Origin of the sequence: Nocardia australiensis, from assembly GCF_020733705.1 — a bacterium.
GTDB classification, from domain to species: Bacteria; Actinomycetota; Actinomycetes; order Mycobacteriales; family Mycobacteriaceae; genus Nocardia; species Nocardia australiensis.
In genome coordinates this window covers 509311-525352 of record NZ_JAJFZM010000017.1, presented here as the reverse complement: position 1 = coordinate 525352, position 16042 = coordinate 509311, and the positions used below count along the sequence as shown (strand labels likewise).

14 protein-coding genes are annotated in these 16042 nt (G+C 64.2%); 10 read left to right on the top strand and 4 right to left on the bottom strand.

Going from position 1 to position 16042, the window contains the following annotated elements; all coding sequences use genetic code 11:
• Positions 1-127 precede the first annotated feature (127 nt).
• Positions 128-1324, top strand: a complete 1197-nt coding sequence (locus LKE06_RS31650) for a cytochrome P450 family protein (protein WP_228003111.1) — start codon at positions 128-130, stop codon at positions 1322-1324.
• 56 nt (positions 1325-1380) lie between these two features.
• Here the strand turns inward: LKE06_RS31650 and LKE06_RS31645 are convergent, their stop codons facing one another.
• On the bottom strand, positions 1381-2319 hold the full coding sequence (locus tag LKE06_RS31645) for a helix-turn-helix transcriptional regulator (protein ID WP_372477454.1): 939 nt from the start codon (positions 2317-2319) through the stop codon (positions 1381-1383).
• Between the two features lie 330 nt (positions 2320-2649).
• Between LKE06_RS31645 and LKE06_RS31640 the strand changes: the two genes are divergently transcribed.
• Entirely contained in the window at positions 2650-3609 is a 960-nt protein-coding gene (locus LKE06_RS31640; protein WP_228003109.1) for a LysR family transcriptional regulator, read from the top strand.
• Between the two features lie 205 nt (positions 3610-3814).
• Here LKE06_RS31640 and LKE06_RS31635 read toward each other — a convergent pair whose 3' ends face one another.
• Positions 3815-4576, bottom strand: a complete 762-nt coding sequence (locus LKE06_RS31635) for a dienelactone hydrolase family protein (RefSeq protein ID WP_228003292.1) — start codon at positions 4574-4576, stop codon at positions 3815-3817.
• 317 nt (positions 4577-4893) lie between these two features.
• Here LKE06_RS31635 and LKE06_RS31630 point away from each other — a divergent pair, with 317 nt between their 5' ends.
• Both LKE06_RS31630 and LKE06_RS31625 read left to right on the top strand, forming a co-directional pair.
• On the top strand, positions 4894-5535 hold the full coding sequence (locus LKE06_RS31630; RefSeq protein ID WP_228003108.1) for a TetR/AcrR family transcriptional regulator: 642 nt from the start codon (positions 4894-4896) through the stop codon (positions 5533-5535).
• Positions 5532-7148 carry an MDR family MFS transporter gene (locus tag LKE06_RS31625; protein ID WP_228003107.1) on the top strand — a complete coding sequence of 539 codons (1617 nt, stop codon included), beginning with the start codon at positions 5532-5534 and terminating at the stop codon, positions 7146-7148. Before LKE06_RS31630 ends, LKE06_RS31625 begins: the two co-directional genes overlap by 4 nt.
• A gap of 96 nt (positions 7149-7244) precedes the next feature.
• On the opposite strand, the gene LKE06_RS31620 is transcribed toward LKE06_RS31625, so the two are convergent.
• Together LKE06_RS31620 and LKE06_RS31615 are read right to left on the bottom strand one after the other, a co-directional pair.
• Positions 7245-7994 carry an LppP/LprE family lipoprotein gene (locus LKE06_RS31620; RefSeq protein WP_228003106.1) on the bottom strand — a complete coding sequence of 250 codons (750 nt, stop codon included), beginning with the start codon at positions 7992-7994 and terminating at the stop codon, positions 7245-7247.
• Between the two features lie 286 nt (positions 7995-8280).
• On the bottom strand, positions 8281-8790 hold the full coding sequence (locus LKE06_RS31615; protein ID WP_228003105.1) for a L,D-transpeptidase: 510 nt from the start codon (positions 8788-8790) through the stop codon (positions 8281-8283).
• Between the two features lie 463 nt (positions 8791-9253).
• On the opposite strand from LKE06_RS31615, the gene LKE06_RS31610 reads away from it, so the two are divergent.
• The 6 genes from LKE06_RS31610 (at position 9254) to LKE06_RS31585 (ending at position 15685) form a co-directional block, all read left to right on the top strand.
• A complete protein-coding gene (locus LKE06_RS31610) occupies positions 9254-9577 on the top strand; it encodes a hypothetical protein (RefSeq protein ID WP_228003104.1) in 324 nt (107 codons plus the stop codon).
• Positions 9574-10929 carry a hypothetical protein gene (locus LKE06_RS31605; RefSeq protein ID WP_228003103.1) on the top strand — a complete coding sequence of 452 codons (1356 nt, stop codon included), beginning with the start codon at positions 9574-9576 and terminating at the stop codon, positions 10927-10929. Before LKE06_RS31610 ends, LKE06_RS31605 begins: the two co-directional genes overlap by 4 nt.
• 142 nt (positions 10930-11071) lie before the next feature.
• Entirely contained in the window at positions 11072-11992 is a 921-nt protein-coding gene (locus LKE06_RS31600) for a DUF8176 domain-containing protein (protein WP_228003102.1), read from the top strand.
• 207 nt (positions 11993-12199) lie between these two features.
• Positions 12200-13717 carry a hypothetical protein gene (locus LKE06_RS31595; protein ID WP_228003101.1) on the top strand — a complete coding sequence of 506 codons (1518 nt, stop codon included), beginning with the start codon at positions 12200-12202 and terminating at the stop codon, positions 13715-13717.
• 174 nt (positions 13718-13891) lie between these two features.
• On the top strand, positions 13892-14377 hold the full coding sequence (locus tag LKE06_RS31590; protein ID WP_228003100.1) for a hypothetical protein: 486 nt from the start codon (positions 13892-13894) through the stop codon (positions 14375-14377).
• A 129-nt stretch (positions 14378-14506) separates the two neighbouring features.
• Positions 14507-15685 carry a cytochrome P450 gene (locus tag LKE06_RS31585; protein WP_228003099.1) on the top strand — a complete coding sequence of 393 codons (1179 nt, stop codon included), beginning with the start codon at positions 14507-14509 and terminating at the stop codon, positions 15683-15685.
• Positions 15686-16042 lie beyond the last annotated feature (357 nt).

Here is a 16042-nt window from a genome sequence, read left to right as displayed (position 1 = left end):
AGCCCTGAAGTTTGTGGTTTCGTGCCGTGTTTGTTGGTTGGCGGCATGGTGTGCGGATGCGGTTGTGGTGGTGCCGGTCCGCAATCGAGACTTACCCGGCATCAACCCGAAAGCCTTGGGAGACAGCATGACCGAGTCAGTCATCCAGCTGCCGAACGCTGGAGAATCAATTCTCGACACACATGAGCGAATTCGTCGTAGCGGCGAGGTCGTTCCCATCGAACTGCCGGGGAACGTTCCTGCCTGGGTAGCCGTCAGCCATCGGGCTGTCACCGCGATCCTCGACGACAAGGTGTTCGCCAAGAGCCCCGCGCACTGCCCGGCGCTGCACGACGGCACCATCGCACCGGATTGGCCGCTGCGCGCGCTGACCGACATGGATCACATGCTCAACAAGGACGACGTCGAGCATCGGAGGCTGCGCCAAACCATCAACAAGGCTTTCACTCCCGCCAGGATCGCGGCGCTCGAGCCGCGGATCGAGCAGATCGCCGCCGAGCTGCTCGAAAGCTTTCCCGCCGACGGCGTGGTCGACCTGGTCGAGCATTTCACCACGCCGTTGCCGGTGCGCGTTATCTGCGAACTGTTCGGTGTGCCGGTGGACGAACAGCCGCTGATCAAGGGCTGGACGGTCACTATCGTGTCGACCGACAGCACCGGCGAACAGGCGCATGCGGCAATGCGGGCGATGATCGGTTACTTCGTCGAGTTGCTCGAGAGGAAGCGACGCGAACCCGGCGATGACCTCACCTCCGCATTGCTGGAAGCAAACGGGCAGAACGATTTGACCACAGTGGAACTCGTCGAGATGCTGTGGCTGGTGATCGTGGCCGGCCACGAGACCACGGTGCATTTGCTCAGCAATGCGGTTGTCGTGTTGTGCGCGCACCCCGATCAGCTCGCGACCGCGCGCGCCGATGATCGGTGGCGCGACGTGGTGGAGGAGATGCTGCGCTATCGCTCGTCGGTGGTCGCCGCGCTCATGCGGTACGCACGGCATGACGTAAACGTGGCCGGTGTGGACATTCCGGCGGGCGGCATGGTGGTGTGGACCGGCGGTGTCGGCCGGGATGCGACGCGCTACCCCGACGCCGATATCTTCGATATCGACCGGATCGATCGTGACCAGCTCGCTTTCGGCCATGGGCCGCATTTCTGCCTCGGCGCTCCATTGGCGCGCCTGGAAAGCCGGATCGCGCTGTCGGCGCTGTTCAATCGCTTTCCGCGGCTGACTCTCGCGATCGACCCGGCGGATATTCAATACACGCCACAGATCAGCACGATCGGTCCGATACAGCTTCCGGTTCGGCTCGACGACGCGTAGTTCGCTGATTGATGGTGCGGCGCTGGGTAATCCAGCGCCGCACAGTCATGCGGTCGTCAAGACTGCGGGGCCGCGTTTTCCGTCAGCCGGCGACGGCGGAAATCCCGAGGCGTCTGCCCGTATCGGGCCTTGAATGCCGCGGAAAACCAGCTCGCGGTGAACCCGCACCTCGTCGCGAGTTCGCCGATGGGCATGGCCTGGCTGGCCGGATCCTCCAACATGTCGCGGGCCGCGCGTAATGCCTCGTCCCTGCGCACATCTCGATAGGTGGTTCCGGTTTCCTGCAGGACCACCCGCAGCTGGCGGGGCGACCAGCCGAGGGCATGCGCCACCGCGGGTAGCCGCACATCGCCGCGCCCGACGTGCCGGCGCACATAACGCCGGATGCTCTCCGCGACATCGGCGTGGTGGGCTCGCTGTGGCGAGGGGTCCCCGATGGCCATCATGCACAACAGTTCGGTGATCCGGTCGCAGACACCGTTGAAGTCACGGTCCGACAGGTTCGCTTGTTCGGCGTGGGTGCCGCGGATCATGTCCTGGGCGATCCGGCCGAGACCACGAGTCATATCCAGCACTACGGTGTGCCTGGACGGTGGCACTCGGTGGTCGATCTCTATGCGCGGAACCTGGAACGCGTGCGCGGTGGATTCGGGAATGTGCAGCTGGCATGCCTCGTTGAGGCCCGAAAGCACGGCACGGCCGGGCGGGGCCACCGTCAGCTCATCGCGAGACCGCATCGAATATATGCCCCGTTCGGGAACGACGATCCAATAGAAGTCGTCGCAGGGCGCCTCGCGGATGTGTGCGCTGGTGCGATCGGAAACGCGGTCGCCGCGTTGATCCCAGCGCATCAGGCGATAGGTGCTGGTCTCCTGGCCGGTCAGTCCCGCATGCCACCGTTCCGGATCGCGGAACTGATGGTTCATCGGAACTAGAGCGTTGGTGATGGTGGTCCATGATCTGGGATCACTCGTAGGGACACTGTAGAACTGCATGGTGGCGACCTGGCTGCTCTCGGTTCCGGCGAAAATCTCTTAGCGAGCGTACCGGCTCGCGCGAGAGCCGGTTCCGCCTTACGCGTGGTAGCCGGGCTGTTCAGCCTCGATCCACCGATCTGATGGCGGAGCTCGCGTCCCGGTGTATCCGAATCCGGTGCCCTGCCTGCCGTGGCCGTGGACCTTCATGACCAGACCCATAAACTCAGCGCAATAAACGCCTTCTAGTTGTTGGATGACACTGCAGATTGCCGCGTGTATGACCAGTTAGAGTGGCTCTTAGTCGAACAACCGACGGCCATCGGGAACAACTAATGGATGTGGAGGCAGGTGATCGCGTTGGATCTTGATCTGGCTGCGGTGCGAGCGATGGTCGCCGTCAGCGACGAGGGCCAGTTCGGTCTCGCCGCGTCGGTGCTGGGTATCAGTCAGCAGGCGGTGTCCAAGCGGATCGCCAAGCTCGAAGTCCACCTGGGCACTCAACTGTTCGCCCGCCGCGCCGGCAGCATTGCGTTGACCGCGCAGGGCGCACGATTCCTGCCCCACGCGCGCACTGTTCTCGCGTCGGCCGACGCGGCCATCGCAGCCGTCCTCGGCTCGCCGGTGCTGCGAGTGGCGGTGCACGGCGCTCAGATCGCCGACGCGAACCTGATGCGGTTCTACCTCGAGAAGCGGCCAGACGCCGAGGTGGAACTAATCATGATGAGCCCCTCGAATACCTCACGCAACGCCGTCATCGACGGCCGAGTCGATGCAGCCTTCGCCCGTTCGCACTGGCGCACGCGACCGCTCCCACCTCACATCACTGCAGCACCCGCGTACCTCGACGCGCTACATCTACTCGTTGGCAAGCAACACCCACTCGCCAGCCGCGACCATGTCGAACTTCGCGACCTCACTGGCTACACAGCCTGGGTGCCCGGAGCCGGATTCGGGTCCGAAGTGTCCGACTTCTACCGCCAGCTCAGCGAATACTGTGGAATGGCTATCGATACCGAGCGCCACCCTGACGGCATCGGCTTCACGAACATCATCGACCGCATCGCCGCCTCAACCGCACTAGTCGCTTTTGGCGGAGAAGGAACCACAACGCCCTGGCATCCCACCATCCGCCGAATCCCAATTGTCAACCCCACGCCTGCCTACCCCATGGCTCTGCTGTGGCGAAACACAGCTACCACCAATCCACAGCTCGCGCCTCTCCGCGACTTCATCACGCGCAACTACGCCCGACCCCAGGCCGGCACCATGTGGATACCGGAGCCGGATCACTCGCTCTTCACCCAATGATTGCCAGGCACTTCGCAGCATCCGTCCGCCAGTAATCACCGCAGATAAACTGGTGCACCGCAACCTATTTCGGGAAATTTTGGGCCACAGAACTTTCTGGGTTCGGTGGATCCAGGTTTAGGCCGGCCACTATTGAATCGCCTGTCGTTCAGTCCTTTTCGACCCGAAAGGAATACCGCCGCGCCGCCGAGCGCACTGAGCGCGCTCAGCTAACCGCCGGGCGCAAGTTGCGGTCGAACAGGTCCAGCAGTTCGCGGTAGTGCCGTTCGGCCGACTCGGGGTCGTGGGCGGAAGTGTCGGCCTGGGTGTAGCCGTGCTGGGCACCCTCGTAGACCTCGGTGCGATGGCGGACGCCGGCGGCATCTAGTGCCTTGTCGAACTCGGCGGTGTGTTCCGGGGACTTGTTGTGATCCTGGCCGGCGTGGCCGAGATACAGCTCCGCCGTGATGGTTCCGACGGCCAGGTGCGGGCTGTCCGGGGTGTCGGTGACGAACGGGCCGCCATGGAATCCGGCCGCCGCCGCGACCCGATCGGGGAACATAGCGGCGGTCAGCACCACTGGCCGCGCTCCCATGCAGTAGCCGGTGAGCCCGACCGGGCCCTCGGCGACCTGCGGAGACTCCGCCAGCCACTCGAGGTAGGCACCGGCGTCGGAACGCACGACCTCCGGTGTCAGCTCGCGGATCATCGGCAGGATTTGCTGGAAGATCTCCGGCCGCTGCGACGGGTCGATGAAGTCCGGCAGCTCGATCACCGGCGCGCGTCCGTTCCGGTAGAAGAGGTTCGGCAGCAGGACGGTGTAGCCGTGGTCGGCAATACGGTCGGCCAGGGATCGCAGGCTGGGCCGCAGTCCGAAACCGTCCTGGAACACCAGGACCCCCGGATGGGCGACGCCGTCGTCGGGGTAGGCGACATACGCGTCGGCGACACCATCAGGTGTCTGAACGTCCACCGAAAGTCCGTGCACAGCGGTCAAAAGTACTTCTCCTCGTACGTTGATAGTGATTTCAGCACCCAAGCGGAGTATTAATCTCCGTTTCGAGGTTCACCCTACAACGTTCCCGGCCACCGTGATCGCCACCTTCCTGGTCGGCAGCTCACCCAGCCCGGTCTGCTCGGCGTCGGCACCAGACAAGCCGGCGAGACCAGACTCTGGTCATCGAAAACCGCTGACTCCGCAGCGAACTTACACCCGGTCGGGCCGCGCTCGCCCGGTGCGAGGGTGGGCTCGATACGAGATATTTGCAGTTTCTGAAAACTTGCAGTTTGTGCTAAATTCTCGACATGTCCCAGTCGAAGCGCGTCGAGCCGACTGTCGGTCTGCGCGAACAAAAGAAGCAGCGCACACTGCTCGACCTGTGTCTAGCCGCGCGGCGTCTGACCGTCGAGCGCGGGCTCGACGCGACGACCGTCGAAGACATCGCACGTGCGGTCGGCGTATCACCGCGCACGTTCTTCAACTACTACGAAACGAAATTGGACGCGGTTGTCGGACCGGTCGGCGAGGTCGGCACGCGGCACTCGCGCGAGCAGTTCGTCGCCGGCGGCCCGACCGGCATCCTGATCGACGACCTCACCTGGCTCTTCTCATGTGGATTCGAAACGGAAAGTGATGTGCGAGAAGGGATTTCGCTGGTGACGAAGATTATCCAAACGGAGCCGCGGGTGTTGGCGGGTTTCGTCGCGTCCGGCCCCCGGCTGGAGTCCGCCATCGGTGAACTTCTCGTGGCCCGCATGGGCGATGAGGCTTCGCCCGAATTCGTCTCGCTCGCAGCGGGAGTCATGACCTGCATCACCTCGACGGCGGCGATGTCCTCGGCCGGGGATCCGAACAGATCGCTGGCCGCAGCGGTACGCGAACACTGTGCGATGGCCGCCCGGTTGTTCAACCAGCCTGACGACAGGAATAGGAGACCTGCCGAATGACCACAACGGTACAATCGCCACCTGGCCCGATTGTCCTCACCCAGAAGCGAATCTGGCTCATCTTCACCGCGCTGATCGCGGGGATGTTCCTGGCAAGCCTCGATCAGACCATCGTCGGCACCGCGATGCCGACCATCGTCGGTGATCTCGGCGGCATCTCCAATATGGCGTGGACCGCCACGTCATATCTGCTGGCGACCACCATCATGATGCCGATCTACGGAAAGTTCGGTGACCTGTTCGGCAGGCGCTGGCCGTTCCTGTTCGCGATCACGATCTTCACGGTCGCCTCCGTCGGCGCCGCCGCGTCGACTGGCTTCTGGGAGTTCATCGCCTTCCGCGGTCTGCAGGGCGTCGGTGGTGGCGGCCTGATGATCCTGGCGCAGGCCATCATCGCCGATGTGGTGCCCGCGAAGGACCGCGGCAAGTACATGGCGCCGATGGGTGCGGTCTTCGGGATCACCTCGGTGGCGGGTCCGCTGCTCGGTGGCTTCTTCGCCGACCATCTCGGCTGGCGTTGGTGCTTCTGGATCAACGTGCCGATCGGTATCGCGGCGCTGTTCATCGCGTATCGCTATCTGAGCATTCCGAGCCACCGGCCCAAGACCCGCCCCGACTACCTCGGTGTCGTCCTGATGTCGGCCGCGACCACGCTGCTGATTCTCATCACCGACTGGGGTGGCAAGCAATACGACTGGGGCTCAGCGGTCATGGTGACAATGATCGCCGCGTTCGTGGTGGTCGTCGCGACCTTCGTCTTCGTCGAATCACGGGCCGAGGAGCCGATGCTGCCACTGTGGTTGTTCCGCAGCCGAACCTTCGTGCTGACCTCCGCGATCGGATTCCTGGTCGGTCTGGTGATGTTCGCGTCGCTGGCCTTCATGCCGACCTATCTGCAAATGGCCACCGGCGCTTCGGCTTCCGTGTCGGGCCTGCTGTTGATACCGATGATGGTCGGCATGATGATCACGCTGATCGCCTCGATGGCCATGGTCACCAAGACCGGCCGCTACAAGCTCTACCCACCACTCGGCGCGGCGCTGATGATCCTGGACATGCTGTGGTTGACCCGGATCGACGCCCACACCAGCATGTGGGTGGTTTCGGCGATGCTCTTCGTCATGGGTGCCGGACTAGGCCTGATCATGCAGATCATCGTGCTTGTCGTGCAAAATGCGGTGGCGCCCAACCAGATCGGCACCGCGACCAGTGCCAACAATTATTTCCGCGAGATGGGCGGCGCGCTCGGCGTCGCCATCTTCGGCTCGATCTTCACCAACCGTCTGACCGAGGGGCTGACCGATGTTTTCGTGTCGCACGGACCGGAGGCGATGGCGGCGAAGCTCGACCCGAGCGCGCTGGTGCCTTCGGCGGTGAAGCATCTGCCCGCGAACCTGCATGACGCGATCGTCGGGGCGTATGTCGACGCCCTGGTGCCCGGCTTCTGGTACCTGGTCCCCGGCGCGCTGATCGCGTTCGGGCTCGCGCTGTTCATTCCGCACATGACGCTGTCGGACGAGGCGGGCATGATCGCCCGCGGTGAAGCGGTGATGGCGGACGACGAGGAAGCCGCCGAACCCGATCGCGAGGACACGCAGTACGCGACCAAATAGTCACGGCACAACCGAAACCTATAGGGCCGGTACCGCTTCGGCGGTACCGGCCCTACGGGTACGCGTGCTCGGATCGTACGCTCGGCGCACGCCCGTTCAGTTGTCCGGCGGGAATTGGCCGTCCGCGTGTACGGAGGTTCCATTCAAGGTGAAGGTCACGACGCTCGGTCCCCCCTGCGGGCAGCACAGCGCGTCCTCGGGGCGCGCCCATTTGTACTGCGCGGACACCGTATTTCTGGTTTTTCCGATTACCTCGGTGTAGGCGTAGGGTTTTGCGCTCGCGGTCCCGAGATAGGTTCCGTCGGTGAAGAACAGTATGTGCGTTCCGGGATGGATTCCCGCCCATTCCACGGTCATCCACGACAGGACTCCGGAACAACCATCCGAAATCGCATCATTGCTCGCCCCTTGGATTTGCCATTGGCCGCCCCCGGGCGGCGTCCCCAAACTGGCGATCCCCGATTCGGCCAGTCCCGAATTCAAATCGAAGCACAATCCGTGCCCGCTGCCGGACGGATCCGCGACGGGCGATGGTTGCGGCTGATCGGTCGATGGGTTCGCGGGCGTCGATGCGTTCGCGGGCGCGGGTGTTTCCGGTTGCGCGGTAAGCGAATCGGATTGTGCGGTGGGCGCATCGGGCAGATTGCCACCGGCACCCGGCGGCTGTACGAACTGCGGCGCCTGGGGGTCACCCGCCGGTATCGAAGTAGCCGCGGCGCGCGACGAAGAGGGAGCCGTAGCAGTGGATGTGCCGGCGGCGTCGGACGTCGTATTCGAGCTGCACCCGGCCACGCTGATCACAACGCCTGCAGCGAGTGCGATCAAAGCCGAAGACTTGATATTCATAGTCCCCCCTTTTTGGAGTCGAAGTGGTGAGGAGCCGATCTGTCATCGTTTCCGGCGATGCGGGGATAACCGAATCCCGTGCCCGGAGCGGACGGATTGGACATCGGCGGCGATCCTGGTCGCGTTACAAGACCGCCGTCGAGGTCGACCGCCGCCACGATGGCCGCGCGGGCAGGCGCGGCCATCGCCGGTGCGCGGACGGGAATCCTTGCGGCCCAACGGGCATCGCGTTGGGTTCGGCGGCACCAACACTGCAACTATCCATGGGGGTGGACTACTTTTCAGGTCACTCCACTACTTCGAACACGTCGCCCGGCGACAGATAATCATAGGTTGCGCGGGCGCCGTCGGGTGTCATTCGGATACAGCCATGGGACTGTTCTTCGATCGGACCGATATGGGTAGCAATATCGCCGTTGAAGAAGACCGCATAACGCATCTCCGCGTTATGCATTGTGCTCCAGTGATATTCCTTTTTGAATGCGACGCGGAAGACGCCAGGCGGCGTTTCGTAGCCCGGCCGACCGTGCGAAATCGGGGTCGGGCCATAGGTGACTTTGCCGTCGTCCATGAGCCATAGTTCATTGGTCGAGAGCTGTATGCACGCCCGTGCCGCCGCCGAACACGGCGCGACGACCGGAGCTGGGGGAATAATCGCCGGAACACCCGGAATATCGGGGCCTCCCGGCCAAAGCGGTTCGGCCTGCGCCGGTGACATCGTGATCATTCCGGCTGCGGCGATACCGAAGAGTATTGCGAATCGGGCCGTCCAGTTTTGTAAACATCTGCTGCTCATAACGTTTCTGACCCCTATCCTTTGCCGGCACCCCGCGTATTCATTGTCAGGGTGATGGGACCGCATAGTGCGAATAAGCATAAGGCTCACCAGGAAGCGATAGTGATAGTTTGCCGATCTTGCTCACGGTCGTCGATTTCCGCTGAATAACCGGGTTTGCGGGCCGGTCGGGCGACGAGGTCCGCCGATGACACCGCCCGTTCGCGGTCCGCGGGCTACCGTTCCTCGGCGGCCCGCGCTCGCCGGGCAGCCTGATCGCCGCGAGGTTGGGTTCGGCGTCGTCTGTCGGTTAAGCTGCCCAAGTTCGATAGATCGCAGGTCAGACGCTCGCGTCCCCCGCAAAGGCTCTAGCTGAACAGGCTTCGTGTCGAGTAACGGGCGCGCGTCGTCCGGGCGCGAAGTAGGCTCGGTGTGTCGAATTGTGACGCGGCAGCGAAAGATTGGTTTTCCGTGAGGGGGAACAGTGGATGCGCTGAAGCTCGACCCGGCGGCGATGGCCGCCTACACCACCATCGCAGAGGCGGTGTCGCAACAGCTGGCCTCGGCGTCAGCGGTGGCGGCGGGCGCCATGAATCAAGAACAGTTGACCACTGATCTCGGGCTGATCGGCGCCGGATTCGCGGCACGGTTCACCGCGGCAGTGGCCGAACATTCGCAGGCGCTGTCCACTGCGGGGCAGCTGGTTTCCACCTATGGGCAGGTTCTGAGCGGTTACAGCGGCGAGGCGCAGCGTGTCGACGCCGACACCGCTGGTGCCGTCGGCAGGGCAGGGGAGGCGCTGGCATGAGGTCGCTCAGGACACTGACGGGTCTGCGGAGGCGAGCCGCCTCCACCCCGGCAACGACCGAAACCGTCGCTCCCGCGGCCATCGACCCGAACGTCGATCCGCCGATCGTGGCCGCCCTGGTGGCGCCGCTGCTCGAATTGCGATCCTCGCTCGGTACCGGTGTCGCGACACCGGATCGTGCGATAACCGGCGCCCTGTCCGCGGCGTCCACACAGGTGGCCGACACCGAGGGGTCGCATCGCGACGGACTGCACGCGCTGGAATCGACCTGGGAGTCCACCGGCGCCGATGCGGCGGTGCCCGCGCTGCGTACCACTCAGACCCAGATCGGCGATATCTCCGACCGCGGGCCGGCGTATCTGTCGGTGCTCGGTGACGCGCACGCCACCAGCGCCCGCGCGGCCAACAAGGTCGACCAGATCATCGCGGACTTCCGCCGGGATGCCCGCGAGATCATGGGCAACGCGTCGTCGGCACCGGATACCGACGCCGTCATCGCGCGAGGCACTCTGGCGCTGCGCGATGCCGTCACCACGGTCACCGCCGCACGCTCCGATATGGACGATCACACCCGGCGTCTGGACGAGATGGGTCCGCTCACCGTCACGACGCCCTCGGGCATCACGTCCAACCAATCCTCGTTCGGTACCAATGGCCAGTACCAGCCGGGTATCAACGGCCAGTACCCGCCGGCGGTGGCGAATCCGGGCGTCACCGGGCAACCGGTGGACCCGGTACTCGCGGCCCAGCTCCAGCTCCAGCAGCAGCTGATCTCCGCGGGGGTGAGCCTCGGTACCTCGGCCATCAGTGCCGGGGTTGACATCGGCACCCATCTGATCGACAAGATCGCCGAGGTCGGCACGCACGCCATGGATACCGTGGCCGCGTCCACCGACAAGGCCATGGACACCGCGATTCCCGAGCTCATCCACCCCGGTTCCACCACCGGAGGCGCGAATTCGGGCGGTGCGTCGGGCGGTACCTCGACCAGTCCAGGAGGATTGTTCGACTTCGGCGGCGGAACGAACAAGCCCTCGCCCCAGGGAACCGGGCCCGGTACGGTGATTCCGCCCGCTCAGAACGGTTCCGCCAACTCGGACACGCCCGATGTGCGACCGGTTCCAACACCGGCGCCCGCGCCTGCGGCCGAACCCGAACCTCCGAAACCCGCTGCGCCGCAAGCGGCGGGGCAGCCGGGCGTCACCGGTGGCATGGCGATGCCGCCGTCGGCGGGGACCGGCGAAAAGCCGCGCGGCGGTCAGCTCGGCGTGACCGTACCGACCGCGACCGAGAACCTGACCGAAACCGTTCCGGCCGCCGTCATCGGCGACTTCGGCGATGACACGCTCTGATTCCGACCGCTCCGGCCGAAACCAAGGTCAGAGCAATCCATTCGATACCGGCCTGCCCATGGTGCGGTTGCCCACCAAACCTCCGAAGCGGCGGCGACCCGGTCGCCGCTCATCGGGCCAACCCCGGGCCGTGGAGGTCGATATGCCCGAGCCACCACCGAATCTCGATGAACCGCCGAATTCCGCGCAGCCGTCCGGGGATTGGAAGCAGTGGCTCGACGCACCGAGCCCCGCGCCGGACCTGCCCACCCCCGCGGCCGCCGAGGACCATTACCCCAGCGATGACCGACTTCCGGAATTCGACGCCTACGACGAGTCCGGCCAACCGGCGCCCGAGCTCATCGACCGATCCGGTGGCAATGCCGTATCCCGGTTGCGCCAGCCACCGCGACAGCGGGATCAACCACTGCGCAACCGAACTCGCGCGAACCAATCGGGCCAGGGCAATCGTCTGGTCGCGGTGCTTATCGTGTTCGGTATCGCGGTCGCGATCGGTGCGGTCATTTTGGTCGCCGTCCGCACAACCGGCAAGCACGCGACACCGGCAGCGGACTCGCCACCCACACTGGTGCAGGTGGCTGGTCCGGCTACGTCCAGCACGTCCAGCTCGACCGCTTCGCCCAGTTCATCTGCTCCGGCGATCGATGTGCCAGGCAACGAGTTCTCAGCGGTCGCGACCCTCGACTGCGAGCAGAGCCGCACCTCGGATGTGGTGTCCGGCACCGACCCTGGCGGCACCACCGACGGCCCGTCGGCGATCCTCGCCTTCGAACGCGCCTACTACGTGCAACGTTCCGGTTTCGCGGCGCGGGCCGTGGTCGCCGACGACGCGGCTGTCCCGGCCGCCGAGCAGATCCAGCGCGGCATCGACCAGATTCCCGAGGGCACCCTCTACTGCGTACGGATCACCCGAACGGCTGTCGGCGGCGGTGACGGCCAGGGCCACTGGGAAGTCGGCCTGACCCAGCAATCTCCGGGCCGGGAACCGCAGACCTTCACCCAGTTGATCACCACCCGCACCACGGCGGTCCGGACGCTCATCACCGCTATCACCGCAGGCTGATCCGAAGGGCAAGAGCCGCACGGAAGTTGACCGTTTTGTTACATCTCGGTCCCTATCAAGGGTGTGTCGCCCGCGGCACGCCGAGATTTTCGCTGTCGTGGCGAACCAATAGTTTCGCTGGCAACGGTGTATCGACTATGAATGTGTGGTGCCGTTGCCCCGAGTGATCACTTGTCTGTCATCGAATCTCTCCCGCCAGGAGTCGAATTGACCATCGAGCATCCCATCGAGGACGAGGTCAAGCAGCTGGCGAGACGGGTCGAAAAGGCCCGTGGACGGCTTGCGTACCAGTTCGATCCCGCCCTGACCGAGGCGCTGTCCGAAGACGAGTTGCACGCCGAGCGTGACCTCGCCGAAAAAATCCGCGGACAGGAACGTGATCAGCGCTGGAAGCACGTGCAGGCCGCGGCCGCCGCATCCGATCGGGCCCGGCATACCACCGAAGCGATCGAGAAGGCCGACATCCGAGATCTATTGGTAGCCCGCAAGGCGATTGCCGCGCAGCGGCGGGAGTCCAGCCCACACGCCAAGCTGGCGTCACTGTATCGGCATAGAGCGTGGTCGCTGCGCGCGCTCGCTGCCGTGGTCGGGGCGGGCATGCTGTGGTCCGCGGTCAACGTCCAGCAGAATATCGCGCCTGGCGGGCCAGGGGATCCGCTCTACTGGTTCAGCTACCTCATCGAGTCGATGATCAGCGTGTGTCTGATCATCATCATGGTCGGCACGAACAAGGTGGCCGAGTGGGGCATCCTCGAGAGTCGCCGTCAGGTCGCGTTCGCCGAAATCGCTTTGCTGGCAGTGACAGTCAGCCTCAATACCTATCCGTATTTGCGTGACGGTAGCTGGTATGACGCGGCGGTGCACGCGGTCGCGCCGGTGATGATCGGCGTTGCCCTGCTCATCCATGACGCCGCGAGCGCGCGTTACGGGCATGCGATCGCCCAGGCCACCGAACAGGTTCGCGACCTCCCCGATCCGGCCGATCTCATTCGACGCTCGTTTCCGACGGTCGCCAGCTTTCGCGGTGCGCCGAAACCGGAATTCATGAAGGTGGGCACGCCCCCGGCCGCCCTGGAGTCCGCCAGCGGTGCCGAACAAAAACCGCTGGACGCGGAGACACACGTGACGCCGACAATCGAGCCGGTCGTGGAAAAACCGGTATCGGCCTTCGCGGTCCGGGTGAACCACTCCGAGGTCTCACCCAAGCGGGAGGAGCGATCCACGCCGTCGGTTGCGGTGGTGAAGGCATTCGATCACTCGGCCACGTCGTCCACGAGTTCCACGCGGCGTGAGGATCTCAGCATTGCCGACGCGCTCGCCTCGGTTGCCGCCAAAGCCGAGGAAGCCTCCAAAACCGACGCCGAGCTCGACACGTCGGTGACCGCCGCGAAGGCGAAGGCCGGGGCTCCAGCGTCGAATGGCTCGTCCAAAGCGACCACACGGTCGGCGGGCGCGGCGAAGGCCGAGAAGACCAGCGCGCCGGTCGATGTCGAAACTTCGAGCGCACCGTCCGTCGTGAGTGACACCAAAACCGTTAGTGCCGTTACCAAGGCGGCCAAGGAGAGCCCGGTCGTCTCATCCGAACCGGACATCGACTCCGTTGAGGTCGTTCGTGCCGGCGAGATCTACGACACCGGCCAGTTCCGCGTCGCCGAAATCCTCGAACAGGAACTCGCCGAACTGCAAGCCGAGCGGAGGCGTGCCCGCACGAGCAGGCCGCGGTGATCGCTGAAATGCCTTGCGGGATAGGCGAAATACGTGCTCACAATCCGTTCGGCGTCAGTTGTCCATAGTGGCGAACATGGTAGTGACTCTGTTGTAACCCCCCAATCGAACGCGATTGGCTTCCGCGTGTGAATATTGGTCGAAAGTCCTTGTCTTAGAAGGGAAATCGACCAAGTGGTCCAGTTTTGCAGAGCCGTCCTACTCGATGCGGGTCATACGCTGATCGGCTATCTGGACGCCTGCGTGAAGTTAAGACACCGCGCGTGGATCGGCGATGACTTCGTGCAAGGGGTCGAACGCCTGCTGTCCGTGCCGACCCGAGTGGTGTGGACCGGTCGGCAAGAACCCCTGTATGGCACGGCCGAAACTGTCGGCTCGCTGGTGGCGCCGCAGCGTGGATTCGTCGGCCAGTACCTGATCAACCACGACAAGCGCGTATACGTCGACAAGGCCACGGTGCTGGAGAACGGCGACCGCTATCGCATCCATCCGCTGCCGGTGCTCACCGCCGAAGGCCCGGTATACGGTGTGCGACTCGATGACGGACGGCTCAGTGGCAACACCGCATTGGCCGGTTCCTGGGCGCGTGACCGGATCTCGGTGAGTCCTGACGTGCCTACCGGGTTCGAGCAGCTGATATTCGATTTGGTGGCCAGCTAGCGCGGTACCGTGGCAGACGTCGGGTCCCGATTCTCGACGTCTGCGATCGTTTGTCGTCTACGGTCGATCGGGTCAGTCAGTTGTGGCACGGCGTGATGGTGACATCGCGCCGGTTCGAAAGGTCGCCCTATGCAGTTGCGTTACAGCCCCTACGATTTCGACGTTCACAACAACCCCTATCCGTACTACGCCGAACTCCGCGCGCAGGCGCCGGTCTTCCGCAATGAGACAGACGATTTCTGGGCGCTATCGCGACATGCGGATGTGCGTGCGGCGCTGCGTGATTCGGACCGATTCTCGAATCGGAACGGACTGCGAATGGAACCGGCCTTCTGGGGGCCACAGGCTGAACAGTTCTTCTCCTTCGTTGCCATGGATCCGCCCAAGCACACCCGGTTGCGTGGTTTGGTCATGCGCGCCTTCACCCCGCAGCGGGTGCAGGCGCTGCAACCGCGGCTGCGTGAGATCGCGCGCAACCTGCTCGAGCCACTCGTCGGCGCGGGTAGCTTCGATCTGATGGCCGATTTCGCGGGCCCCTTTCCGACAGAGGTGATTTCGGAGTTGGTCGGTGTGCCCGACGCCGACCGTGACATGGTCCGCAAGCTCGGTATGGAGATCATGTACTCCGACGAGGAGTCCACCGATCTGCGGCCCGAAGCGGTCCAAGCGATCGGTGCCCTGGTCGGCTATTACACCGAGCTGACCATCGAACGCGGAAAACAACGTCGCGACGACCTGCTCTCGGGTTTGCTCGACGCGGCCGACAGTGACGATCGGCTGACCCCCGAAGAGATTGTCGGCGTCCTGATCCTGCTGGTCGGTGCGGGTATCGAGACAGCGATGCTGACGCTGGGCAATACTTGGCACGCCGGATGGCAGCATCCCGAGCAGCGCAGCGCGGCCTTCGGCGGCCGGATCACCGACTGGATCGCGGAGTCGATGCGCTACGACCCGTCATCGCAGGGTTCGCTGCGGACAACGACCGAACCGGTCGAACTGCACGGCGTAACGATCCCCGCTGAGGCACGGGTATTGCTGCTGACCGGCTCGGCGAATCGTGATCCGGACGTCTTCGACAACCCGGACACCTTCGACCTGGATCGGGATACCGGCCCGTCGTTGGTTTTCGGCAGTGGCCGTCACCATTGCCTCGGCTCGAGCCTCGGACTGCTGGAATTGCGGGTCGCTCTCGAGGAGATCACCGGGCTGGTGTCCGACTACGACATCGATGCGGATCGGATACGCAGGATCCACTCGTCGAATAATCGCGGTTTCGCCGCGCTTCCGACCACCGTCGTCGCGCGCTGACGACGGGCGGGTCGCCGTCCCGTTGTTCACGGGGTCGAACAGTGAGCTGTCACACAAACAGGCTGTCCGGTTTCTCATGGGCGAGATGATCGCGGCGGCACGGATCCGTTGTCGGCCAGAGTGTTTCGAGATGAGCCGGACAGCGATGCCGACCCTGTCGCGACATTTTGTTCAAGTCAGTTGACCAATTGGCTCGATACATTGGTTATGGCCTTGGAAGAACACTTATTGAAGGAATCCGGTGAACATCATTGATTTCGGTTCGGCGGCGCTGAACCTCGCCAACGTCGTGACCTCTATCGCGTCCAACGTCACCTACCTCCTTCAGGCCTGGCACCTCATCCCCTAGCCGTCCAA